The organism is Sorangium sp. So ce1153 (assembly GCF_051521595.1).
Lineage (GTDB): Bacteria > Myxococcota_A > Polyangia > Polyangiales > Polyangiaceae > Sorangium.
On the sequence record NZ_CP150361.1, the window covers coordinates 4,162,589 to 4,185,958 of the forward strand.

The following is a 23,370-nucleotide window of genomic DNA, read 5'->3' on the forward strand; positions in this document are numbered from 1 at the left end:
TGTCCCCTAGAGCGAGAGCTGAAGTTGCAGGACGAGGGCGTCGTTCGCGAGCGAGAGCCCGCCGAGCTCTTCACGATGCGTGTAGTCGAGCTGGGCCTTCACCAGATCGTCGTACGCGTGGTAGCTCACGCCGCCCGTGAGCACGAGGTTGTCTCCTTCGTCGTCGACATCCATGTTGGGGTCGATCCACTCCACCCGACCGGAGACGCCGAGCTTCCGGGCGACGATCATGTAGCCTGCCTCGAAGACGAGCGCGAGCGACGAGACCGACGTGACCTGCGCGATCGGCTGGGTGGGCACCGACTTGGGGCTCGCGCCGGTCCACAGCACCTCGCCGAGCGCGTGCAGCCCCGAGGCGTGCACGAGGACATCGGCGCTCGCGCCGTACAGCGTGCGCGCGCCGCCGTTGCTGAAGAAGCCGTCTGCGCCGGCCCCGACGCGGAAGGGCGAGCGCGCGACGTCCTGGAGGGTGCGGCCGAGCGGGCCCAGCGGCTCGGTGGCGAGCCTGCCGGCGACGGCGATCCCCTCGAATCGGTTGCCGAGGGGAGCGAGGCTCTCGGACTGGCCTGCGTAGAACTGATCGGCGCGCTGGAAGGCGTTGTAGACGCCCGCGTGGTAGCTGAAGGCGCGGTCCTGGAAGTGCCCCTCGGCCTGGATCCCGACCTGCGTGAACGGGGCGATCGCGCGGACGGCGAGCGGCCGCTCCGTCAGGGCCCCATCGCCGGCGCCGAGCATCGCCGAGCGCGAGAAGGGGACGGTCCGCGCGCCCGCATAGACCTCCAGCGCGGGCTCCGCCGTGACGCCGCCCCACGCCTCGTGGATGCGCGCTGTCCCCTCGTCGCCCCCGGCGAGCTCCGTGGAGATGGCGAACCGGACGAGCCCCGCGACGTCGCCGTACAGCCCGGCGCGGACGCGGCGCAGCCGGAAGCCGGGCTGCTCGGCGCTGTCCCCGGCCTGGCTCAGCGCGTCGTCGCCGACGTAGGGCGCTGCCTGCAGCGCGAGCAGCGCGATCGGCCTGAGCTCCAGCGGCCCGAGCGAGAACCGCACCCGCTCCCGGAAGCCCGGCGCGATCGGCTCGCGGCCCGCGGCGGCCGCCGGCGCGACCGGCGGCGGCGCGACCGGCGGCGGCGTGACCGGCGCCTGTTTTTCCTGCGGCGGTCGCGGTCTCTCCGGCGCGTCCGGGCGCGCGTCCGGCGCCCCCGCGCCCTCCAGCTCGCCGCCTTCTCCCTGCGGATCGGCCGGCCTCGCGCCCGCGGCGGCGGGCTCCTCGGCCGCGGGCTCGGGCTCCTGCGCGCGGGGCGAGGAGAGGGCGAGCAGGACGGCGGCGCCGCCTGCGACGCAAGCAAGATGCCTCATCGATTCAGGTCTCCTGGAGGGCTGCGTGGAGCGCCCCGTGCCGCTCCGGATGGCCAGTGGGTGTCATCTCGTGCCGTGTCCGCGCCTGACGAGGTGCCGGTGAAACTAGAGGAAGACGCGCGGCGCTGCAATCGGCGCCGCGTCCTGTGCTAAGGCTCGCTGCGCCTCGAGCGGCCTGCCCGCGGCTCGCCCCGCGGGCGGAGGGCAGGGAGGGCCACCCTTGTCATGCAAACGCCCGGATCGAGCCCGCCAGACAGCGCCGACAGCGAGGACGCGCCCGGGGCCAGCGCTCCCGCCGCCGGCGCGCTGGACGCCCCCGCCGCGCCCGCCCGTCCCGGCGGCGGCGCGGCTCCCCCCGCGCCGGGGACAGGCCCGCGCTGGGCGAGCGACAGGGTGTTTCTCGCGACCTTCGCGCTGCTCGCCGTCGCGGCGATCGTGCCGATATGGCGCGTGCGGTTCCTGCCCCTGCTCGACCTGCCGAACCACCTCGCGGCGGTCCATATCTGGCACAACTTCGACGAGCCCTGGACTCGCTTCCGTGACTTCTACGAGCTCAGCCTCCGTCCGGCCCCCTACGGCGCGTATCACATCCTGACGCACGCCCTCGCGTACGTCGTCCGCCTCGAGGACGCGAACCGGCTCGTGCTCTCCGGCTATGTGCTCTCCATCCCGGCGGCGGCGCTCGGCTGGGCGCGCCGGACGCGGCGCAGCCCGTGGCTCTCGGTCCTCACGTTCCCGCTGGCGTTCAGCCTCTCGTGGGCGTGCGGCTTCCTGCCGTTCCTCGTCGGCATATCCCTGCTGCTCGCCGGCACCGTCGCGCTCGACGCCCACCTCGAGCGGCCGAGCCGGGGGCGCGCCGCCGCCGTGGCGCTGCTCAGCGTCGGCTGCGGCCTCAGCCATCCGCTCATCCTCTTCGGCTATTACGTCTGCGTCGCCGTGCTGATACTCTGTTACCTGCCCCGGTGGCGGCGGATCGCCGGCGCGCTGCCGCTCTTCGCGCCCGCCGCCGCGCTCCTCGCCTGGCAGCTCGTCGCCTTCAAGAGCCCCATGGTCGATCTGCGGAGCGGCCCGCGGTTCCAGGGCGCCTGGGTGCCCTGGCACGAGGTGCTCCGGTCGTTCCCCGAGTACACGCTCGACTCGGTATCGGGCGATCTCGACACCCGCCTCTTCTGGGTGTTTCTCGCGGTGGCGTCGGTGCTGGCCGCCTGGAGCGTCGCCGGGCTCTTCCGGGGAGCGCGCGCGCCGGGGAAGGAGGCCGGCCCGCCGCCCGGCTCGCTGCTCGACCGCCTGCACCGCCATCGCTCCCTCGCCCTCTGCGCGGCGATGGTGGCGTGTTATTTTCTGGTGCCGCTGCACCTGGCCCGCCCATTCGACTGGTGGTTCGTGAGCGGGCGCTTCTCGCCGCTCATCTGCTTCTTCGGCTTCCTGGCCATCACCGCGCCGCTCCGTGGCCTCTCTCGCCTCCTGATGGCCCCTGCCGTGGTGGCCGCGCTCGTGCTGCCGCTGCACCTCTCGCAGAAGTACGAGAGCTTCGACGAGCGTCTCCAGCCGTTCGCCCGCCTCGTGGGGCGGATCCCGCCCCGCGCCGAGGTGCTCTTCGTGTCGCTCCCGCCGCGCACCGACGAGGCCCTGATCATCGAGGGCACGAATCACTTCAACTCGTGGGTGCAGATCATGCGCGGAGGCTTCAGCGCGGACGGGTGGCACAACGTGGGCTTCCCTTTCACGCTGAAGCGCCGTCTCCCCGCGCCGCCGTCGAACCGCGGTGAGCGGTTCAACCCGGATGTGCACGGCGTCGCCTACGACTATGTGATCCTCCGGAACGAGCGGCCGGAAAGGCCGGTGTTCACCGCGGCGCACACCCGCTTTCGCCGCGTCGATCGAGAGGGCGCCTTCACGCTGTACGAGCGCACGCGCTGATGGCCGTCTCGGTCGCACTTCCGCCGCGCGCGCCGGTTGTCGCGTCTCCGGCGAGGCGCCTCCTCTCCGCCGATCGTCCTTCGCCCGTGCCGCCGGCGGGGTATCCTACGATCCTCGCGGTCGAGCGCCCCCCGGGGGCGCCGCCCCGCGGAGGGGAGCAGCTCGCCGATGTCGACCAGAACCCGCGCTGTCCGTCGCCGTCCGCTGGCCTGGACCGGAGGGCTGGCCGCCCTGGCGGCGCTCGCGCTCGCGTCCGGGGTGGTGCCGTCCTGCGCCGGCGCGGCGGCCCCCGACGGGCCCCTGGGCGGCGGAGGGGAGGACGCCGCCAGCTGCCCGGCCGATTGCTCCGCGGACCCGAGCGCGCCGCTGTGCGACCCGGAGACGGGCAGCTGCGTTGCCTGTCTCCCCGGCGCCGCCGCGTGCCCGACCGGCCATCGCTGCGCGCCCGACACGAAGCGGTGCGTCCCCGGGTGTGAGTCCCGGTCGGACTGCCCTGCTCCGCTCACGTGCGATCTCGAGGAGCACGCCTGTGTCGGCTGTGCCGCGAGCGACGAGTGCCCGCCTGGCCAGCTGTGCTCGGAAGAGGGCGAGTGCGTTCAGGGCTGCTCGGCGGCCCGCCCGTGCCCGGGCGGGGCGGCGTGCTGCGGCGGCGTCTGCCGGGATCTCGAGACGGACGCGCGGAGCTGCGGCGTGTGCGATCGCGCGTGTCCGGACCTGGCCCACGCCGAGAGCGCCTGCCTCTCGGGCGCCTGCGGGCTCAGCGCCTGCGACAGCGGGTTCATCGACTGCAACAGGGACCCGGCGGACGGGTGCGAGCACGACGTCGCGGCGCGCGGGCCCTGCTCGTGCACGCCGGGCGAGACGAGGGCGTGTTACCAGGGGCCGCCGGGCACCGAGGGGGTCTCTCCCTGCGCCCCCGGGGTCTCCACCTGCAGGGCGAGCGGCCTCGCGTGGGGGCCGTGCCTCGACCAGGTGCTGCCGGAGCTCGACGCGTGCGGCGACGGAATCGACAACGACTGCGACGGCGTGGTCGACAACACCCCCGACCAGGACGGCGACGGGTGGACGATCTGCGAGGGCGATTGCTGCGACTCCGCGTCGGACGGGTGCAGCGCCCCGGCCTTCGTGAACCGCGGCGCCTTCGAGGTGCCGGACAACGGCGTCGACGACGACTGCGACGGCGCGGTCGACAACACCTCGCCTTGCGACGCGGGCCTCGCGAGCGACTCGACTTCCGCGCTCAATTACGCGAAGGCGATGGATCTCTGCGTCACGACGACGGCGACCCCGCCGTCGCCCTCGGACCGCACGTGGGGGGTCGTCTCCGCGACCTTCCAGCGCGCCGACGGCACCGGCGCGCCGGCGGTGGCCCAGCGGTCGATCCGCCAGGGCTTCGGCTCCGGCATCTCGCCGCTCCGGGGCGCGCGGCTGGCGGTGCTCTCGACCGGCGTGGCCGCGGCCCAGGCGGCGCCGAACAACACGAGGCCGAGCTTCGCCGCGTTCCAGGGCGGCCGGGACATGGGGACGTCGAGCGGCATGCCCGCGGACTGGCTCGACGCGAACGGCGAGAACCTGCCGAACGCGCCCGGCTGTCCGGAGCCGCAGGGCGGCACGACGGCCCACGATCCCGTGATGTTGCGGCTGCGCGTGCGCGTGCCGACGAACGCGAGCTCGTTCAGCGTCTCGACCTTCTTCCTCTCGTCCGAATACCCGGAGTGGGTGTGCAGCCGGTTCAACGACTTCTTCCTCGCGCTGCTCGACTCGAGGTTCGAGCCCTTCCCGGGCGAGACGCCGAACCCCGCGGACAAGAACCTCGCTTTCTACGACCCTCCGCCCGCCGGAGCGCCGGTCTACCCGCTGGGCGTCAACCTCGCTTTCGGCGGCACCGGGCTGTTCACCCAGTGCGTTAGCGGGCCGACCGGGTGCGGGGGCGGCGCCACCCCCGGCACGACGAGCACGTGCGCGGGCACGGACCAGCTCCGCGGGACGGGGTTCGACGCCGCGAGGCCGCCTGCCCAGTTCGACGGTGAGCCCGGCTGGTGCGGCGCGAGCGAGCTCGCCGGCGGCGGGACGGGGTGGCTGGTCATGCACGGCAACGTCAGCCCGGGGGAGATCATGGAGCTGCGGTTCGTGCTCTGGGATACCGGCGATCCCTGGAACGACTCTGTCGCCCTCCTCGACAACTTCCAGTGGTCGAGCTTCGCCTCGACACCGGGCACGCGCAACTGAGGCGCTGAGGCGCCGAGCGCGGGCTCGCTGCCGGAGGCGAGTCGGCGCGCCTCCGGGCTGCGGCCTCCGGCTGCGGTCTCCCGGAGGCGGCGCCGCGAGCGCGTGGCGCATTGGGCGGTCGTCGTCGGATTTTCCCGGCGCGCGAAGAGCTCCCACCAGGGTGAAAGCGCATTGATCTTTTCTTCCCGTGCTCCGGCCTTCGTGGTCACATCGGACCACCCTCTGCGGATAAGGGCGCGCGGGAGGGCGCTTCTGGGCGCACCTCGGTCAGCGAGCCTGAGGGGCGCGCGAACGCAGCGGACGGACGGCGACCCGATTACACTGCGCGACGGACCCGGGGTCCGCGGCACGCACCCCCGGCCTCGCGCTCGCAGGAGCGCTTCTGTTCATCACCCAAGGAGACTGCATGAGGAGAACGATCACCCCGCTCGCGCTGATGCTCGCGAGCCTGTCTTTCGCCACGCTCGGCTGCGACAGCAAGGGGAACGACGCGACGACCCCGGGGGCGGTGGCCGAGGGCAAGCCGGCCGACAGCGCCGCGCCCGCCGCGACGACGGCCGCGCCCGTGGAGGCGGCGGCCGTGCCGGCTGCCACCACCGCCGCGCCGTCGGCCGCGCCCGCCGAGTCGGCCGCCGCGGCCGCCGAGCCCGCGGAGACGGCCGCAGCGGCGGCGCCGAAGGCGACCGCGTCGGCCGCCGCGGCCGCCGCACCGGCGGCGACCGGCGCCGCGCAGGCGGGCGAGAAGAAGTTCGAGTGCGGCGCCAAGGGCCAGAAGATGTGCCCGATGCAGGCCTGGATGAAGAGCACGATGGCCTCGGCGACCTCGAGCGGCGACGGCGCGAAGATCGCGGCGGCGCTGCAGTACGTGGCCGGCAAGCCGCCGCCCGGCATGGGCAGCTGGGGGGCGATCTCGAAGGCCGGCGCCGCCAAGGCGAAGGCCGGCGATATCGACGGCGCCAAGGCGAGCTGCAAGCAGTGCCATGACCTTTACAAGGAGCAGTACAAGAAGACGATGCGCGATCGCGCCTGGTGATCCGTGATCCGCGATCCGCACCCCGCGCGCGGCGGACGCGCGCCCTCCCGCCCTGTTCGCCGCTGCGTCCGCCGCGGCTATGCCCAGTGAAGTTCCCGTAATTCAACGACAATTCGCCGAAGCGAGGCGCCGTCGCGAGCGCTCCGCGGCCTCCCCGGAGCCCGGCGAGCGGCGCGCGCTCGTCTCGCGCGCTCCCGTCGACCGAGCGGCGAGCGCCGCTCGGTCGACGGGAGCGCGGGACAAACATCTTGGATGGGAGGGGGTGATGGGATAGAGCGCTGAGCTGATGGCGCGCGCTGTTCGCACAGGCCCTGGGGGTGCCCACGTGCCGGCCACCTCGCCGGCTCGCGCGCGGGGTGCCGGCGGATCGAGCGGGGCCGCGGGCGCGTCCCGCGCGCGCGTCGGCCAGGCGGCCGACCCTTTCTCGAGCAGCGCGCTGCCGCCCTCGAAGCCGCGCACGGGGTCGCCGCCACGGCTCACGGCGGACGCGGGGCCCGATGTCAGGCCGGGCACGGTGGCGCCGCCGCCGAGCGTGCGCCCTCCTGCGGCCGCCGCGCGCGCGGAGGCGAGCTCGCCCGCGGCCGCGTCGAAGCGTCCTCCTCCGCTGGAGCCCGCGGCCGCGTCGAAGCGCCCTCCTCCGCCGGAGGACGACGATGACGACGACGCGGAGGACGCCAGGGGCGGCTCGCAGCGCGGCCGGCCGCGCGGCCCCTTCACGCAGCACCGGCGGCTCGACTCGCTGCGCAGCCTGCTGCAGAAGCACCCTGCCGGCCTCACGATCTACGACCTCGCGCGCGAGCTCAACGTCACGCCGCGCTCGCTCCGCCGCTACCTCGTCGAGGTCAAGCGCGAGCTCGATCTCGTTTCGGTCGCCACGCGCCCTGGCGGCCCTCGCCTCTGGCGGCTGTCCCCGAGCGAGGCGCCCCGGCGCGTCGAGGTGCGGCGGACGCAGGCGTACGCCCTGCTCGCCGCGCGCCGCCTCTTCGAGCCGATGCGCGGCTCGACGCTCTTCGAGGAGATCGACCTCGCCGCGCAGCGCCTGCTCGGCGTCGCGCGCCGGCCGGGGCGCGGCCCGAACGCCGGCGTCGCCGACGCGCGGCTGGAGGAGCGGTTCCTCTACCTCCCGTTCGCGCCGAAGGACTACGCCGCGCGCACCGAGGAGCTCGACGACCTGTTCCAGTCCGTCGCCGACCTGCGCCCGCTCCGGTGCCGCTACCGCCGCGCGCGGGACGGGCGCGAGGAGCGGGTGCTCATCCACCCGTACGCGCTCGTGCTCTACAAGGACGCGATCTACTGTGTGGGCCTCCACGTCGGCCGCGGCGAGGTGCGCACGTTCCTGCTCGATCGCATGCGCGACACCGAGTGCGCCGTCACCGAGCGGTTCGAGCTGCCGCCTGATTTCTCGATCGACGACTACTTCCAGGGCCACTTCGGCATCTGGCGCGGCGGCGAGCCCCGGCGCGTCGTGATCGACTTCGACGAGCGCGTGACCGAGTTCGTGAGGACGCGCAAGGTGCACCCTTCCCAGGAGATCACGCCGCTGCCGAGCGGCGGCGTGCGGCTCACGATGCACATCGGCGACATGACGGAGCTCGCGACGTGGGTGCTCGGCTTCGGCGAGACCGCACGCGTGGTCGAGCCGCCCGATCTCGTCGATCGCGTGAAGCGCGAGCTGACAGGCGCGCTCGCGCGCTACGCAGAGGCGCCGCCGGCCGACGGGCAATGAATCGAGCGCGGCCGCGCCGGCGTCCTGGCCGCCGGCGCGGGGGGGGGCGCTGAGGGCGGCGTCGCGCCCTTCCGCCCTCTCCTCCGCGCCGCCTCCCGGTCCGCGTCAGCGCGTCGCGCGCAGCGCCTCGTCGATCATCTTCTGGTGCTCCGCCGGATCCGCCCAGCGGGCGCGCCCCTCGGGCGGGAGCTGATCGATCGGATCGAAGTACGTGTACCGCTGCCCCGGCTTGACGCTCGGCGCCTCGAACACCGAGATCCCGGTGGTGCGGTCGTAGTGCTCGAACGAGTGCGCGTCGCGCTTGCCGCCGCCCCCGGGCGCGTCGACGACGAACGTCGGCGTGTTGAACCCAGCGGTCGAGCCGCGCACGTGCTTCTCGATCATGAGCCCGGTCGCGAGCGTGGTCCGGAGGTCCTCCACGCCCCGGACGAGGTCGTGGATGTAGACGTAATAGGGGTGCACGTGCAGGTGCCCGAGGCGCTTCACGAGCAGCTTCATCGTCTCGGGCGTGTCGTTCACCCCGCGCTGCAGCACCGACTGGTTCCTGACCGTGATCCCGCGCTCGAACAGCTTGTTCATCGCGTCGCGCGTGATGCCCGTGATCTCGTTCGGGTGGTTGAAGTGCGTGTGGATCACGACCTCCTTGTGCAGCTTCCGGCCGAGCTCCACGGTCCGCGTGACCGCGTCGATCCACTCGTCGTCGGTGAGGATCTTCTGCGGCATCACGGCGGGGCCCTTGGTGGCGAGGCGGATGCGCTGGATGTTCGGCATCCTGAGGAGCGTCTCGCCGATCGCGCCGAGCTGCTCCGGCCGCAGGTTGTACGCGTCGCCCCCGGAGACGACGATGTCCTCCAGCTCCGGGCGCGAGGCGATGTACGCGTACGCGCGCTGCCACCGCTCCTCGTCGACCTTGAAGTGGGTCTTCTCGACCTCGTCCGTGTCGATGCCCACCGCGTAGCTGCGCGTGCAGAAGCGGCAGTACACGGGGCAGGTGTCGAGCGGGAGGAAGAGCGCCTTGTCGGCGTACCGGTGCGTCAGCCCGGGGACGGGAGCGTCCGCGCGCTCGTGCAGCGAGTCGAGCCCGAGCTTCGGATGATCCGGCAGGATGCGCGAGGCGAGCGGGATGAACTGCGTCCGGAGCGGGTCGCGGACCGGATCGTTCCAGTCGATCAGCGAGAGCATGTACGGCGAGACCCGGACGCTCATCGGCGCGTGCGCGAAGCCCTCGGTCGCGTCGCGAATGAAGTCGTCCGACACCATGCCGCGGAGGGTGTCGAGCAGCTTGTCCGGGCGGGTGATCGACTTCTTCGCCTGCCACCGGTGGTCCATGAACTGCTCGTCGGTGACGTCGGCGTACGCCGGGATCCTCCGGAAGTCGGGCATCTCGAGCAGCTGCGCGTGCTGGAGCGACGCCGGATCCACCGACGGCTTGAGGGGCGCGATGTCGTGGCTTCGCTTGGTGAGGTCGATGAGGCTCGAGGTGGTCGTCATGTCGTGGACCCTTGTCCGCCGGAGATGAAGAGGGCGTCAGCGGATGGCCGCCTGCCTGCGCCTGCGCTTCTCAGGGCCCGCCCGAGAGAGGCAGAGGCAGCGGTCTAGCGGATCGTAGCATCGCGGTACACCCGTCGGGGGTGGTGTGCGCTGCGTCTTCGGCTGGCGAGCGGAGGTGCTCGGTGGCGGGCGAGCCGATCAGGGCTCGATCGAGGCCACCGTGGTGTCCCGGGTGGTGCGGTAGCGCGCATAGTAGGTCCGCACGCGCGTCACGTAAGCCTGGGTCTCCTCGTAGGGCGGGATGCCGCCGTACCGCATGACGGCGCCTTCGCCAGCGTTGTACCCGGCGATGGTGAGATCGAGATCTCCGTTGAAGAGGTTGGCCAGGACGCGCAGGTACCGCGTCCCCCCGAAGATGTTCTCGCGCGCGTCGAACGCGTCGCGCACCTGCATGCGGAGGGCGGTCTCTGGCATCAGCTGCATCAGGCCCTGCGCGCCGACGGGCGAGACGGCCCGCGGGTCGTAGTCGCTCTCGCACTTGATGACGGCGCGGACGAGCTCCTCGGGGATCTGGTAGAGCGTCGCGGCCTGCCGGATCCACGCGTCGTAGCGGCTGAAGCGCTCGAGGGACTTGTCGCTCGGGGCGACCGGGGCCACGCCGGCGCGCGTCGAGGAGCGGCGCCCGTCGCCCTTGATGTACAGCTTGAAGCGCGCGTCGCCGGCGGAGCGGTTCGAGAAGTGCACCGTCCCGTCGGCGTCGGTGTAGGTGAAGATGTCGGCGAGCGCGCTGCCCGGGTGCAGCGCGAGGGCGGCGAGCCCGAGCGCGGCGGCGAGGGCCCGCAGCGGCGCGCGACGCCAGGAGCTGGAGATCGGTGTGGCGAGCATCTCTGACCGCAGCATAGGTCGTGATCGTCCGCTCGTGCAAACCGCACCGTGACGGCGGACGAGACAGCGGAACGGAGACAACGGAATCGAGACGACGGCAAGGAACACCGCGGTCCGCGGCAACGAACGCCGCGCGCCGCGGCGGCATTCCGGCGGCGCTTCCCGGGGCGTCCGGCGGGTCGCGGCGTCCCCGCGAAATGTCTGTCTGGTGAGCACGTTCCGGGCGCTGTACTAAGGCGGTCGCCATGGAGATCGGCTGGCGACACGTGCTCGTGGGGGTTGCGGCCCTCTTCCTCCTGTTCCTGATCGTCAAGATGCGCCCCGCGCGGCGGCGCCGGGACGCGCTGAGCGCCGAGGTGCAGGCCGCGCGCGAGCGCGCGCGTCGCGCCGCGACCCCGCGCGAGCGGGCCGAGGCCCTGTGCGACGCGGGGGTGCAGGCGCTGCGCGGCGGCCGCCGCGTCACGGCAGCCGTGGGCTTCTTCGTGCGCGCCATGCGCGCCGACCCCACCTCCGCCCGGGTCATCGAGCTCGCGAGCGGCGCGCTGGCCAGGCGCAGGCCCCGGCTCCTGGAGAAGATCCTCTGGCGACGGCTCGCGGTGCTCCCGTGGGACGGCGAGCACCGCGACGCGGCGCGCGCGGCCGCCGTCGGGCTGCAGGGGCTCTACCGGCGCGAGATCCGGGACCGGAGCCGCGCCGAGATCATGCGCAAGCTGGCCCAGACGTTCGGCTGAGCCGGGGCGCGAGCGCCGCCGCGGGCGTCACGTCCCCCAGAACGTCCGCGGCAGCGCGCCGCGGTTCGACAGCGAGACGAGGTCCATGAGCAGCGCGATCGTCACGTGGACCAGGAAGCCCGAGTAGATGCTCTTCGTGCGCATCGCGAGCGAGCCGAGCGCGATCCCCGCGACGACGGCGCCGGCCGCCTCCAGGTACGGCTTGCCGAAGTGGATCATGCAGTAGGGGACGACCATCGCGAAGATCGCGCCGGAGCCCAGGGTGTGCCGCAGGCCGGCGAGCCAGAAGCCGCGGAAGAAGATCTCCAGCGCGAAGAACTGCGCGAAGTACATCGCCTCCCAGGTGAGGAGGTCGAACCAGGAGCGCGAGGACTGCTTGTAGAACGGGTAGTAGTTCCCGAAGTCGGGCGCGCTCGCGACGATGAACACCGCCGGCACCACGACCGCGAGGCAGAGCAGGTAGATCCACGCGTGCTGCGCGAGCCCCCGGACGCGCAGCCCCATGTCGAGCAGGCTGTCCCTGGGGAAGCAGAGCTTCCACGCGACCATCGGGATCGCCACGTAGCCGAAGACGCGGGTGAACGACCACCAGACATAGCTGTAGAGCTCGTCGTACCGGCGGAGCGAGACGGGCAGCCATGCCCCGGCTGGCGCGAGCGCCTGCGCGAGCTCGACCTCGCGCAGCCACGGCCGGATGTGCTCGTCGTAGACGGCCCGGCCGCCGTAGTACTGCTGCAGCATCAGCACGAGCGCGGTGATCGTGAACAGGACGGCGGGGCGGCGGTCGTAGCCTCCGGCCGCGAGGGTGCGCCGCTGGTGCTCGTGGGCCTCGACGTCGAGCTCCCGCCAGGTGCGCCGGAAGAAGAGCCAGAGGACGGGCGCGAGGGCGACGAACGCGGCGACCGGGAAGAGGGCCTTGAGGAGCGTGCTCGCCACGGCGGAGGACGGCTCGGCGAGGCGGGGGCTCGCGTCCGATAGCGGCCGGAGCGGCCTTAGCCAGTCGACGTGCGCCACGAGCCAGCTCCCCAGGTTGAGCATCGGCGCGCCGTGTACCATGATCCGCGGCCCCGCACAGCGCCGACGCGGCGCCCCGCCGCTTCCGCCGCGAGCTCCCCGCAGCGCGGCCTTGCGGTGACCCGGGCCGCTCTGCTAGATCGCGCTCCCTCTTTTAACGCCGCGCGAGTCATCTCGCGCATGTCCGGCGCAGGCCTCGCCTGCCCGTGGGAGTTTCAGCAATGGCCAGCAAAAATCCGCTTGCGATCGTGAAGGAGCGCTTCGGCGACAAGGCGAAGCTCGTCGAGGCCGTGAAGGGGTTCGCGAACGAGGACCTCTGGCTCGGGCGCGTCAGCTCGGATCGGGGCGGCACGAAGGGCCTGGACCACGTCTCCAACGCCAAGCTCCTCCGCCTCCACGCGACGTTCAGCGCGGTGAAGGAGAAGTTCGGGACGCGGGCGCGGCTCATCGAGGAGACGCTGACCGTCCTGAACCGGTCGAAGGACCAGGGGTACAAGAAGCGCCTCGAGGCGTACCCCGTCCCGCGCCTCTATGACCTCTACCAGTCGGCGTCCAAGCGGGCGAAGGCCGCCTCGGCCACCCCGAAGACCCAGGCCTGAGCGCCTGCTCGACGAGCGCGCCCGTCCATGCCGGACCAGACCGGGCTGCCTGCCCTTGAAGGTCCGGCGTTCCTATCGTAATTGAGCCGCGTCGCCAGCGCGCGGTGTCCAGCCGTCCAGCGTCGGACCGACGATCTGACGTCCCCCTGTTGAGCCTGATGCCCCTCTTGGGCCCTCCCAGAAAGGTGGGTGTCGCCCGCCGCGAGCCCCGCCAAGGAGAACGACTGTGAGCAGCGCGCACGAGACCGAGACCGGCGTCTGGACCACGGAAGACGCCAAGTCGCTCTACATGATCGACCGCTGGGGTCGCGGCTACTTCGACGTGAGCCCCGACGGCAACCTCACGGTCGCGCCGCTCCAGGAGCGCGGCAGCAAGATCGCGATCCGCGACGTCGTGGACGCGGCGCTCGAGCAGGGGCTCCGCACGCCGCTCCTGATCCGCTTCCAGGACCTGCTCCATCACCGGGTGCGGGCGCTCAACGAGGCCTTCAACAAGGCGATCGGCGAGAGCAAGTTCCGCGGGACGTACCGCGGCGTGTTCCCGATCAAGGTGAACCAGCTCCGCGAGGTCGTGGAGGAGATCCTCGACGCGGGCAAGACCTACCACTACGGCATCGAGGTCGGCTCGAAGCCCGAGGTCTTCGCCGGCCTGTCGGTCCACACCGACCCCGAGTCGCTGATCGTCTGCAACGGCTACAAGGACGAGAACTTCATCCGGACGGCGCTGATCGGGCGCAAGCTCGGCAAGAAGGTGATCCTCATCGCGGAGAAGCTCTCCGAGGTGCGGATGATCACCCGCGTCGCGAAGGAGATGAACGTCGAGCCCATGATCGGGCTGCGGGTGCGGCTGCTCACGGAGGGGGCGGGCAAGTGGAAGACCTCCGGCGGCGAGAACGCGAAGTTCGGGCTCTCCACCGCCGAGATCCTTGCGGCGATCAGGATCATGGACGAGGCCGGGATGAGCGCCTCGTTCAAGCTGCTCCACTTCCATATCGGCTCGCAGGTGCCGGACATCCTGATCATCAAGCGCGCGGTGCGCGAGGCGACGCGCTACTACGCGAAGCTCCGCAAGATGGGGCAGCGCATCGAGTACATCGACGTCGGCGGCGGCCTCGCCATCGACTACGACGGCTCGCGGTCGACCTTCCACTCGTCGATGAACTACTCGGTCGAGGAGTACGCGCGCGACATCGTGCACAACATCGCCGACATCTGCGACGAGGAGCGGGTGCCCCACCCGAACATCGTCTCGGAGTCCGGGCGCGCGATCGTCGCGCACCACTCGGTGCTGGTCGTCCAGGCGTTCGGCTCGATCGAGAAGACGCCGATGTCGCCGATCGACATCCAGACCGAGGAGCACAAGCTCATCCAGAACCTCCTCTACATCAAGGACAACATCTCCGGGCCGAACCTCGGCGAGTCGTGGCACGACCTGCTCCAGATCAAGGAGGAGGCGCAGAAGATGTTCGAGCTCGGCCTGCTCAACCTCGACGTGAAGGCCCGGGTCGAGATCCTCTTCTGGGAGATCGCCGAGAACATGCAGAAGATCGCGTCGGAGCTCGATCCGGAGGAGGTGCCGGACGACCTCGGCGAGCTCCGCAAGCAGCTCGCCGACCAGTACATCTGCAACTTCTCGGTGTTCCAGTCGCTGCTCGATCACTGGGCGCTCGGCGCGCTCTTCCCGATCGTGCCGATCCACCGGCTGAACGAGCGCCCCGCGGCCGACAGCACGCTCGTCGACATCACCTGCGACTCCGACGGCAAGGTCAGCAAGTTCATCGATCTCAACGACGTGAAGGACACGCTGCCGCTGCACCCGATCTCGGGCGACAAGCCGTACTACGTCGGCATCTTCCTGACCGGCGCGTACCAGGACATCATGGGCGACATCCACAACCTCTTCGGCCGCGTCAACGAGGTGCACGTCTTCCTCGATGAGGACGAGGACAGCGGGTACTACATCGAGGAGACGCTCGCCGGGAACAAGATCCAGGAGGTGCTGGCGCTGACCCAGTACGACAACCGGGATCTCGTGGGGAAGGTGAAGGCCCAGGTCGACGGCGCGATCAAGCAGGACCTCCTCAAGCCGACCGAAGGGATGCGGCTGCTCGCCGACTACGAGCGCGGGCTCAAGGACCAGACGTACCTCAGCCTCTGAGCCGCGCCGTGCTCTCCGACACCACGGCGCCCGCGGTCCGCGCGTCGCTGCCCCGGCGCCGCCCGCCCGGCTGGGCGCGCCAGGCGCTGCTCGTCGCGGGGAAGGACCTCTCGATCGAGCTCGCCACCGGCGAGATCGTCACGACGAGCGGGTTCTTCGCGGTGCTCGTCGCCGTGATCGCGTCGCTCGCGTTCTACGCGGGGCAGGACGCGGCCGAGCGCGTCGCGCCGGGCGTCATCTGGGTCAGCGTGGCGTTCGCGTCGGTGCTCGCGCTGAGCCGCACCTGGCAGCGGGAGCGCGAGGACGGCGCGCTCGCGGGCCTGCTCGTGCTGCCGATCGCGAGGAGCGCCCTATTCGCCGGCAAGGCGCTCGGGCTCTGCCTGTTCGTGGCCGCGGTCGAGGCCATCATCATCCCGGCGGCGGCGCTCCTCTTCGCGGTGGATCTCGTGAAGACGGGCCCGGGGCTCGCGCTCTTCTGCCTCGCGGCGACGCCGGGCATCGCCGCGAGCGGCACCCTGTTCGGGGCCATGACCGTGCGCACGCGCGCCCGCGATCTCGTGCTCGCGAGCGTGCTCTTCCCGCTCCTCGCGCCCACCCTGCTCGCCGCTGTCGCGGGGACGCGGGAGCTCTTCGGCGGCGCGGAGATCGGCGAGCTCACCGACTACATGGCGCTCATGGGCGTGTTCGACGTCGTGTTCATCGCGGGCGGGGTCGGCCTCTTCGATCTGATGATCGAGGGATGACTTGCGGCGCTCCTGCGGGAGCGTGCGGCGGACGAGCGGTGGACGAGCGGTGATGGCCGGCCTGGCCGCGGGCTCACGTGGCCACGTTGCGCGCCGCCAGCACGTCGTCGGCGAGGATCGCCGCCGCGTGCTCGACGCCGGCGAGGTCGAGCGCGGCGCCGGTGCACTCGCCGATGGCCCACACGCCCTCGCCGGCCCGACCGCGCGCGTCGACCCGCACGGCGTACCCCGCGCGCGCGCTGACCTCGACGCGCGCGCCCGCCTGCGCGGCGACCTCGAACGACGGCGCGGCCGGCGCGTCCACGGCGACGGCCACGACCTTCAGCTCGGTGGTAGGGCTGTCGGGGCCGAAGGGCGCCTCGCGCACGGTCACGCTCTTCACCTGCGAGATCCCGTTCACCGCGGCGAGCGCGGCGAGCGGCACCCGAGCCGCGATGCCGCCGCCGAGGGCGGCGGCGAGCTCGTCCGCCCAGAAGCCCTCGCCCGCGAGCGCGATCGGGCCGGTCGGCTCGACGCCGTGGGCGAGGAGCCGGCAGAGCGCGCGCGCCGAGAAGACCCCTGGCAGGTCGTTGTTCGGGAACGCCGCGACGCCGTCGTGCGCCCCCGTGGCGAAGACCGTGGCGGGCGCCCGGATCACGATCGCGCCCGCGTCGCCGGCGACGAGGAGCTCGCCGAGGTAGACGCCGGCGGCCACGTGCCTGGAGAGCACGCGCACCCCGTCGAGCGGGTGCCGCGCGAGGAGCTCCGCCGCGCGGCGCGGCGCGCCGGCGAGCGACCCGCGCGGGGCGAGCCCATCATCGATCAGCGCGACGCGTAGCCCCCGCGCCGACAGCGCTGAGGCCGCCGCCACGCCGGCGGGGCCCGCGCCGACCACCGCCGCGTCCACGTCGAGCCGCGCCGCGGGCTCGGGCGGGAGCGCCGCGCTCGGCAGCCGCCCGAGCCCCGCGAGCTTGCGCGCGATCGACTGCATGACCGTGGAAAGGCCGGGGACGCCGGCCATCAGGTGGTGGTGGTCGATCCCCTGCGGGAAGAACCAGTCGGTCACCTGGAGCAGGTCCGCCTGCCGCGACCCCACGACGTTCTGCACCTCGATGCGCTCGCCGCCGGCGGCCGGGCGCAGGCAGGTCATCACGTTGGGCACCCCGTCGACCCGCGCGAGGCAGCCGTCGCACCCGCCGCGCAGGCAGGTCGGCGCCCGGGGGCGGTGCAGCTTCGGGCTCCGCGCGAGCGTCACGCGCCCGGAGGCGACCAGCGCCACGGCGAGCGGCTCCCCCCGCTCCGCCGGGACGGCCGCTCCGTCGAGGGTGATGGTGACCGGGTCCTGGAGCGCGCGACCTCGCCGAAACATGGGCGGACGCTAGCAGACGCGCGCGCGCCATGGAGGAGGGAGGCGCTTGCGCGATCGCGCGAGGCGGGCGACGTGTGCGAGGCGTGCGGCGCGTGCGATACGTGCGATACGTGCGATACGTGCGATACGTGCGATACGTGCGATACGTGCGATACGTGCGATACGTGCGATACGTGCGATACGTGCGATACGTGCGATACGTAGAAGATGTCCCCCGCTTGGCGCGCTGATCTATGCTGTCGCCGATGCGCCTCGGCGTCCTCGGCCCTGCACAGGGTGATCTGCCCGCGCTCGCTCGCGGCGCGCAGCATCTGCTCGATGAAGGCCACGCCGAGCGGGTCATCTACATCGCCGAGGACGACGCCCTCGACCGGGTCGTCCAGGGCTGGGCGCAGAGCCTGGTCGGCGCGAACCCCACCGAGGGCGCCCTCTTCGATCGGGCCGCGCGGTGTGCGGCCGCGACGCCGGAGGAGATCGACGCGTTCGTGGCGTCCGAGCGAGCCCGGCTGCGCCTCAAGGTGCTGATGAGCCTCCCGTCGGGCCAGCGCACGATCGAGATCCTCGACGGGCGCGTCGCGCTCTTCGTGTTCGACAAGGCGGCGCTCGACGAGGAGGACATCGTGGCCGCGTCGCTCCTCGTCTTCGGCAAGAGCTCGGAGCCGCTCATCAAGAAGGTCGGCCCGCGGACGTTCTTCTCGCCCGGTCCGATCGGCTCCGAGGGCGGCACGGCGCTCCTCGACGACGGGCAGGGCGGGGTGCGGATCGAGGTGATGAACGCGAGCGGCGCGGTGACCGCGCGCGAGATCGTGGGGTCGTCCGCGGCCAGCCCCAGGCTGAGGGTTCAAGGTGGCTCGCACGGCTGAGGTGCCCGCGGGCGCGCCGGCCTCGCGTGCGCTCGACGCGCGCCGCGTCGCCATCTTCGGGGGCAGCTTCAACCCGCCCCACGTGGCGCACGTGCTCGCGGCCACCTACGCGATCTCCGTCGCGCCGGTCGACGAGGTGCTCGTCGTCCCCGTCTACCGGCACCCGTTCTCGAAGGAGCTCGCGCCGTTCGAGCACCGCCTGGCCATGTGCCACCTCGCCCTCGGCTGGCTCCCGCGCGTGTCGGTGTCGGCGGTCGAGCGCGAGCTGGGCGGCGAGAGCCTCACGCTCCGCACGCTGGAGCACCTCGCCGCGGCGCACCCGGGCTGGTCGATGCGCCTGCTCGTCGGCGCCGACGTGCTCCCCGACCTCCCGAGGTGGCACCGCTTCGATCGCATCGAGCAGCTCGCGCCGCCGATCGTCCTCGGCCGCACCGGCTTCGTCGCGTCCGTCGCGGCGCACCCCGCCGAGGCCGCCGCCGTCGCCAGGCCCCCCCTGCGCGCCGCGGACGTGCTGCTCCCGCAGATCTCGAGCAGCGACGTCCGCAGGGCGTTCGCCGCGGGCGACCTGGAGGCCGTCCGCCAGCGCGTGCCGAGCGCCGTGCTGGACTATGCGCTCGCCCACGGTCTTTATCGGAGCGACCCATGAGAGAGATGGAGAGCACGCGCCCGTCACCGATACACCGCGACGACAGCCCCCTGCCGGAGGTGTTCATCTACGGCGGCGGTAAGGTGGGCCGCGGGCTCTCGCGCGCGATCCGCGACGCGGGGCTGCCGGTCACCCTCAGGCCTGCCCGGGACGGGCTGCCGGCGGAGCGCATCGAGGCGGACCTCGTGATCCTCGCCGTGCGCGATCGGGACATCGCGCCCTGCGCCGAGGCGCTGCGCGACCGCCGGCTCGTCGGCCACCGCGACGTCGCGGTGGTGCACTGCGCGGGCGCGCTCGGCCCGGAGGCGCTCGCCGCGGTGCGCGGCGGCCGCGTCTCGGTCGCGCAGATGCACCCGATGATCTCGTTCGCCTCGCCCTCGTTCGCGCCGTTCCTCGAGCGCGGCCAGCTCCACGTCGACGGCGACCCTGGCGCCGTGCGCGCCGCGCGCTCGCTCGGCGTGCGCCTCGGCATGACGCCGCGCACGTTCCCTGGCCTCGACCGCGTCGCCTACCACGCCGCGGCGGGCCTCGTCGCCAACGGCGCCGCCGCCCTCGCCGCCGCCGGGGTCGACCTGCTCGAGCGCGCGGGCATCGAGCGGAAGACCGCCGCCGAGATGCTCGGCCCGCTGCTCCGCACGGTCGCGGACAACGTCGAGGTGCTCGGCGTGCCCGACGCGCTGACGGGGCCGGTGCGGCGCGGCGACGCGGCCGGCGTCGCGCGGCACCTCGAGACGCTCCGCCGGCTCGCCCCGCACCTCGTGCCCTTCTATGTCGCCGCCGCCGCGACGCAGCTCCCGCTGGCCCGCGTCCTCGGCGAAGCCCCTCCTGATGCGTTCGACGCAATCCAGCAGGCGCTGGACGGAATCGAGCAATCGCACTGAAAAATTCTTCTGAAGCGGCAAGAACTTATTGATGCCTGACGGCGGGATCCGTTGATGCGCGCTCCAGCGCGGAGGTACGCTTTTGTTGCCTTGGGATCCGTCGCTGCAGCCTACGTTTCTTCTGCCATCACGAGCGAAGCCGGGGGATTCCGGGCGCTCGATGAGCGCGTCCGTGAAGCCGCGTCGCGTGGGGTGCTCCACGTCCATGGACAGCGGCCGGTCCTGGACGCTGTTTGCTCCCACCTCGCGCGTCGCGCTCGAGGTGTGGGGCGCTCGCTGATCGCGGCCGCGCACGCGGCGGACCGGGACCCCTGGCGCGACCTCGCGCTGCGCTGCGGGGTCACCGCCGCGGAACCGGCGGCGGCCGCGCAGGGGATCAGCGCGGCCGCGCAGGGCGCGATCCTGCTCGTCGCGGAGCGGGAGCCGACGAGCTGGGGGAGCCTCGTTCTCGACGAGCTCTCGCGCCTCATCGCGGAGGGGTCGAGCTCCGCGCTGGTCGTCGTGTGCAGCGACGCCGCGATGCGGCCCTGGACGAGCGCGCTCACGATCGACGGCATCGCGTCGCCGGAGGAGCTGCACCTCTTCTGGGAGGCGTTCGCGGCGGACGCGGAGCGCCGGGTGGTCGCGAAGGTCGAGCGGCTCGACGCGCTCGACGGCTGGTGCTCCGCCGTGCTGGCGACGCCGCCCGAGCAGCGCCCCGCGCCGCCGCCGCCGAGCCGCGAGGCCAGGCGCCTGCTCGATCGGCTCGCGCTGAGCCAGCGGCCCTGGCCGTCGGCGCAGCTCGGCCTGCTCGCGGCCCGGCGCGCGGCGCCGGACGGCGTCGTCGCCGCGCGCCCCCTCGCCGGCGACGAGCTCGCGGGGCTCGGGCTGATCGAGGTCGACGAGCGCGGGTGGGTGTCGGCGCGGCGCGCGGCCGTCGATCCGGCCAGCGTCGATCCCGAGGACGCGCTCGCTGTCGCGGAGGCGCTCGAGGAGCAGCCGTCCGATCCGTGGAGCCTCTCGCGCGCGAGCGAGCTCTTCGCCTCGCTGGGCCAGGAAGAGCGCGCCGAGGCGGCGGCGGTGCTCGCGATCTCCTCGGTCGGCGAGCCGTCGGCCCGCGTCGATTTCTGGCAGCGCTGGTCCCGGTCGATGCGGGCGCTCCCGGGGGATCGCGCCGCCTCGGGCGATCGGCTGCTGCGCGCCGCGGAGCTCGCGCTGCGGCTCGGCGACATCGAGTTCGCGATCGACTTCTCCTCGGCGGCCCTGCGCGAGCGGGAGTCGTTCGCCGCGCTGCTCGTGCACGGCCGCGCGACGAGCGCGCGCGGCGACCTGACGACGGCGGCGATGGTGCTGTCGCGCGCGCTCGATCGCGCGACGACGCCCGCGGAGCGGTCGCGCGGCGCCGTGGAGATGGCGGAGCTCTGCTGCAAGACAGGCGATCTCGCGGCGGCCAGGGGGCACGCCGAGGAGGGGCTCGCCGGCGCGGGCGAGCTCGCGACGCGCCTCCAGGCGCGCAACGTCTTCGGCAAGCTGCTCCTCGCGCAGCAGGCCTGGTCGGAGGCGGACCGGCACTTCGCGGCCGACGCGTGGGAGGCGGCGTGCGCCGGCGAGCACGTGAGCGAGCTGCGCGCGCGGCTGAACCGCGCGATCGCGCTGCTCTCCAGCGGTCGGTTCGACGAGGCGCGCTCGATGCTCGCGGCCGTGCTCGACGACGGCGAGCAGCGCGGCGAGCGCATGGCGACCGGCTACGCGCTCACGAACCTCGCGGTCATCGCCAACCTGAAGCACGAGTACCCGGAAGCCTTGCGCCTCTTCGAGCGCGCGATCGACATTTTCCGCAAGATCGGCGACAAGGTCGCGCTCGTTAACCTCATCGCGAACCTCGCCGAGATCCGGCTGCAGCTCGGGCTGAACGACGAGGCCGAGCAGGCGCTCGCGTTCGCGCGGAAGGTCTGCGGCAACGTCATCCCCGGCGTGCGGCTCACGCACGTCGCCTACGTCGCCGCGCAGATCCACCTCGCGTGCGGCCGCCCCCTGGACGCCTGGTCGGAGCTCAGCGGCGCCTTCGCGTACGGCGCCGGCTCGAAGCTCGGTGAGTGCTATGCGCTCGCCGCGCGCATCGCGCTCGACGACGGCGACCTCCTGCAGGCCGCGCACATGATCAGCAAGGCGGGCGCCGAGGCGACCTCCTCCGACTGGCTCCGCGCCGAGGTCACGCTCCTCGAGGCGATGCGCGCCCGCGCCGCCGGCGAGCCGTTCGGGCAGCTCGCCGCGGAGGCGCTGGCGCACTCGCGCCAGGCCCACAGCCGCGAGTGCGCCCTGGAGGCGCACGTGCTGCTCCACCATGCGTCGTCGTCCGTGAGCCGGCCGTCGCACGCCCCGGACGACGACCCCGCGGCCGCGAGGTCGCACCTCGAGGCGGCGATCGCGATCCGCGATCGCGTCGCCGCGTCGCTGCCGCCCGAGATCGCGCGCCGGTTCCTCGCGCGCCGGAGCTTCGCCGAGCTCGCCCGGCTGGAGGCGTGCGCGCGCAGCGCCGCCGAGGCGGAGCCGAGGGGCTGCGAGCTCTGCGGATCGAGCGCGTGCGCGGGGTGCGCGCGGGCGCCTGCGCGCGCCCTGCGGCCGTCGCCCGCCGTCCCCGCGCTCAAGCGGATGGTGGGCACGACGCCCGCGATGCTCAGCCTCATCCACCAGATCGAGAAGGTCGGCGCGAGCGACGCGACCGTGCTGATCCACGGCGAGAGCGGCACCGGCAAGGAGCTCGTCGCCGAGGCGATCCACGAGGTGAGCGCGCGGCGGGGGGGCCCGCTGGTCAAGGTGAACTGCGCCGCCCTGGTCGAGACGCTGCTGCTGTCGGAGCTGTTCGGCCACGAGAAGGGGTCGTTCACCGGGGCGGCGGCGCGCCGCCGCGGGCGGTTCGAGCTCGCCGAGGGCGGGACGCTCTTCCTCGACGAGATCGGGGACATCTCGCCGCGCACGCAGGTGGCGCTGCTCCGCGTCCTCCAGGACAAGACCTTCGAGCGGGTCGGGGGTGTCACCCCGCTGCGCGCCAACGTCCGGATCGTCTGCGCCACCCACCGCGATCTGCGCGCGATGGTCGCCCGCGGCGAATTCCGGGAGGATCTCTACTACCGCCTCCGGCAGCTCGTCCTGGAGGTCCCCGCGCTCCGGCAGCGCCCGCGCGACCTGCCGGTGATCGCGGCGTCGATCCTGGAGAGGATCGCCGCCGAGCGCGGCACGGCGCCGAAGCGCCTCTCCAGCAGGGCCATCTCGGCCCTGTCGCGGCACTCCTGGCCGGGCAACGTGCGCGAGCTCGAGAACGCCCTGCGCGCCGCCGCGATCTTCGCGGACGGCGAGGTGATCGAGCTCGAGGATTTCACGATGAACGTCGAGGGGCTGCGGGACCTGGACGCCCTGGAGCCGGCGAGCTCTCCGATGACATCGAGAGCTGGCACGTCGTCTGCAATCCCTGCGCTCGAGCCCTCCGGTGGGCCACGCTCGTCGGCGCCGGAGCGGGCGGAGCTGGAGCCTCATTCCCTGTCGACGCCCGTGGATCGCACACCGCTGGAGCTCGCGTACGCGCATGTCCGAGGGGGGGTCAGCTTGAGCGACATGAAGCGCGAGATCGAGCGCGAGTGCATCGCCAGGGCGCTCGACGAAAGTCGCGGGAACATCACCCGCGCCGCGACGCTCTTGGGTATGAAGAGACCGCGTCTTTCTCAGCTTGTGAAACAGTATGGCTTTGGCGGTACGTCGGAGGATTGAAGT

The 23,370-nt window shown here is 72.8% G+C and carries 17 protein-coding genes; 12 read left to right on the plus strand and 5 right to left on the minus strand.

Annotated elements, in window-relative coordinates; genetic code table 11:
- Window positions 1-6: 6 nt before the first annotated feature.
- Window positions 7-1,356: a porin gene (locus tag WME85_RS14815; protein ID WP_437838817.1), complete on the minus strand. Its 1,350-nt coding sequence runs from the start codon at window positions 1,354-1,356 to the stop codon at window positions 7-9.
- Window positions 1,357-1,581: 225 nt separating this feature from the next.
- Between WME85_RS14815 and WME85_RS14820 the strand changes: the two genes are divergently transcribed.
- From WME85_RS14820 to WME85_RS14835, 4 genes are all read left to right on the plus strand, one after another.
- Window positions 1,582-3,276, plus strand: coding sequence for a hypothetical protein (locus WME85_RS14820; protein ID WP_437838818.1), 1,695 nt, complete (start codon window positions 1,582-1,584; stop codon window positions 3,274-3,276).
- 168 nt (window positions 3,277-3,444) lie between these two features.
- Window positions 3,445-5,505 (plus strand): MopE-related protein, encoded by a 2,061-nt coding sequence (locus WME85_RS14825; RefSeq protein WP_437838820.1) that lies wholly within the window; start codon window positions 3,445-3,447, stop codon window positions 5,503-5,505.
- A gap of 406 nt (window positions 5,506-5,911) precedes the next feature.
- Window positions 5,912-6,538 carry a hypothetical protein gene (locus tag WME85_RS14830; protein WP_437838822.1) on the plus strand — a complete coding sequence of 209 codons (627 nt, stop codon included), beginning with the start codon at window positions 5,912-5,914 and terminating at the stop codon, window positions 6,536-6,538.
- A 325-nt stretch (window positions 6,539-6,863) separates the two neighbouring features.
- On the plus strand, window positions 6,864-8,264 hold the full coding sequence (locus WME85_RS14835; RefSeq protein WP_437838824.1) for a helix-turn-helix transcriptional regulator: 1,401 nt from the start codon (window positions 6,864-6,866) through the stop codon (window positions 8,262-8,264).
- Between the two features lie 105 nt (window positions 8,265-8,369).
- Here the strand turns inward: WME85_RS14835 and WME85_RS14840 are convergent, their stop codons facing one another.
- Window positions 8,370-9,755, minus strand: a complete 1,386-nt coding sequence (locus WME85_RS14840) for a KamA family radical SAM protein (RefSeq protein WP_437309753.1) — start codon at window positions 9,753-9,755, stop codon at window positions 8,370-8,372.
- Window positions 9,756-9,953: 198 nt separating this feature from the next.
- On the minus strand, window positions 9,954-10,640 hold the full coding sequence (locus WME85_RS14845) for a transglycosylase SLT domain-containing protein (RefSeq protein ID WP_437838826.1): 687 nt from the start codon (window positions 10,638-10,640) through the stop codon (window positions 9,954-9,956).
- A 245-nt stretch (window positions 10,641-10,885) separates the two neighbouring features.
- On the opposite strand from WME85_RS14845, the gene WME85_RS14850 reads away from it, so the two are divergent.
- The gene (locus WME85_RS14850) at window positions 10,886-11,371 is read left to right on the plus strand and encodes a hypothetical protein (RefSeq protein WP_436617078.1); all 486 of its coding nucleotides are present in this window, start codon (window positions 10,886-10,888) and stop codon (window positions 11,369-11,371) included.
- A gap of 27 nt (window positions 11,372-11,398) precedes the next feature.
- On the opposite strand, the gene WME85_RS14855 is transcribed toward WME85_RS14850, so the two are convergent.
- The gene (locus WME85_RS14855) at window positions 11,399-12,427 is read right to left on the minus strand and encodes a CPBP family glutamic-type intramembrane protease (RefSeq protein WP_437838828.1); all 1,029 of its coding nucleotides are present in this window, start codon (window positions 12,425-12,427) and stop codon (window positions 11,399-11,401) included.
- Window positions 12,428-12,606: 179 nt separating this feature from the next.
- Between WME85_RS14855 and WME85_RS14860 the strand changes: the two genes are divergently transcribed.
- The 3 genes from WME85_RS14860 to WME85_RS14870 all read left to right on the plus strand — a co-directional run bounded on the left by WME85_RS14860 (window position 12,607) and on the right by WME85_RS14870 (window position 15,885).
- Window positions 12,607-12,984 carry a hypothetical protein gene (locus WME85_RS14860; protein ID WP_437309756.1) on the plus strand — a complete coding sequence of 126 codons (378 nt, stop codon included), beginning with the start codon at window positions 12,607-12,609 and terminating at the stop codon, window positions 12,982-12,984.
- 226 nt (window positions 12,985-13,210) lie between these two features.
- The gene (gene speA, locus WME85_RS14865; RefSeq protein ID WP_437838830.1) at window positions 13,211-15,142 is read left to right on the plus strand and encodes a biosynthetic arginine decarboxylase; all 1,932 of its coding nucleotides are present in this window, start codon (window positions 13,211-13,213) and stop codon (window positions 15,140-15,142) included.
- 8 nt (window positions 15,143-15,150) lie between these two features.
- Window positions 15,151-15,885: a heme exporter protein CcmB gene (locus WME85_RS14870; RefSeq protein WP_437838832.1), complete on the plus strand. Its 735-nt coding sequence runs from the start codon at window positions 15,151-15,153 to the stop codon at window positions 15,883-15,885.
- Between the two features lie 73 nt (window positions 15,886-15,958).
- Here WME85_RS14870 and WME85_RS14875 read toward each other — a convergent pair whose 3' ends face one another.
- Window positions 15,959-17,233, minus strand: a complete 1,275-nt coding sequence (locus WME85_RS14875) for a (2Fe-2S)-binding protein (RefSeq protein ID WP_437838834.1) — start codon at window positions 17,231-17,233, stop codon at window positions 15,959-15,961.
- Between the two features lie 245 nt (window positions 17,234-17,478).
- On the opposite strand from WME85_RS14875, the gene WME85_RS14880 reads away from it, so the two are divergent.
- From WME85_RS14880 to WME85_RS14895, 4 genes are all read left to right on the plus strand, one after another.
- Window positions 17,479-18,096, plus strand: coding sequence for a hypothetical protein (locus WME85_RS14880; RefSeq protein WP_437838836.1), 618 nt, complete (start codon window positions 17,479-17,481; stop codon window positions 18,094-18,096).
- Window positions 18,080-18,742, plus strand: a complete 663-nt coding sequence (gene nadD / locus WME85_RS14885) for a nicotinate (nicotinamide) nucleotide adenylyltransferase (protein WP_437838838.1) — start codon at window positions 18,080-18,082, stop codon at window positions 18,740-18,742. The genes WME85_RS14880 and nadD overlap by 17 nt, the downstream gene beginning before the upstream one ends.
- Complete coding sequence (locus tag WME85_RS14890) at window positions 18,739-19,623, plus strand: DUF2520 domain-containing protein (protein WP_437838840.1); 885 nt, start codon at window positions 18,739-18,741, stop codon at window positions 19,621-19,623. The genes nadD and WME85_RS14890 overlap by 4 nt, the downstream gene beginning before the upstream one ends.
- A 264-nt stretch (window positions 19,624-19,887) precedes the next feature.
- On the plus strand, window positions 19,888-23,367 hold the full coding sequence (locus WME85_RS14895) for a sigma 54-interacting transcriptional regulator (RefSeq protein ID WP_437838842.1): 3,480 nt from the start codon (window positions 19,888-19,890) through the stop codon (window positions 23,365-23,367).
- The last annotated feature ends 3 nt before the right edge of the window (window positions 23,368-23,370 follow it).

Bases quoted from the DNA above. Each gene is read 5' to 3' on its own strand.
- WME85_RS14815 (WP_437838817.1), bottom strand. From the start codon at position 1,356: ATGAGGCATCTTGCTTGCGTCGCAGGCGGCGCCGCCGTCCTGCTCGCC.
- WME85_RS14820 (WP_437838818.1), top strand. From the start codon at position 1,582: ATGCAAACGCCCGGATCGAGCCCGCCAGACAGCGCCGACAGCGAGGAC.
- WME85_RS14825 (WP_437838820.1), top strand. From the start codon at position 3,445: ATGTCGACCAGAACCCGCGCTGTCCGTCGCCGTCCGCTGGCCTGGACC.
- WME85_RS14830 (WP_437838822.1), top strand. From the start codon at position 5,912: ATGAGGAGAACGATCACCCCGCTCGCGCTGATGCTCGCGAGCCTGTCT.
- WME85_RS14840 (WP_437309753.1), bottom strand. From the start codon at position 9,755: ATGACGACCACCTCGAGCCTCATCGACCTCACCAAGCGAAGCCACGAC.
- WME85_RS14845 (WP_437838826.1), bottom strand. From the start codon at position 10,640: ATGCTCGCCACACCGATCTCCAGCTCCTGGCGTCGCGCGCCGCTGCGG.
- WME85_RS14850 (WP_436617078.1), top strand. From the start codon at position 10,886: ATGGAGATCGGCTGGCGACACGTGCTCGTGGGGGTTGCGGCCCTCTTC.
- WME85_RS14855 (WP_437838828.1), bottom strand. From the start codon at position 12,427: ATGGTACACGGCGCGCCGATGCTCAACCTGGGGAGCTGGCTCGTGGCG.
- WME85_RS14860 (WP_437309756.1), top strand. From the start codon at position 12,607: ATGGCCAGCAAAAATCCGCTTGCGATCGTGAAGGAGCGCTTCGGCGAC.
- WME85_RS14875 (WP_437838834.1), bottom strand. From the start codon at position 17,233: ATGTTTCGGCGAGGTCGCGCGCTCCAGGACCCGGTCACCATCACCCTC.
- WME85_RS14880 (WP_437838836.1), top strand. From the start codon at position 17,479: ATGCGCCTCGGCGTCCTCGGCCCTGCACAGGGTGATCTGCCCGCGCTC.
- WME85_RS14890 (WP_437838840.1), top strand. From the start codon at position 18,739: ATGAGAGAGATGGAGAGCACGCGCCCGTCACCGATACACCGCGACGAC.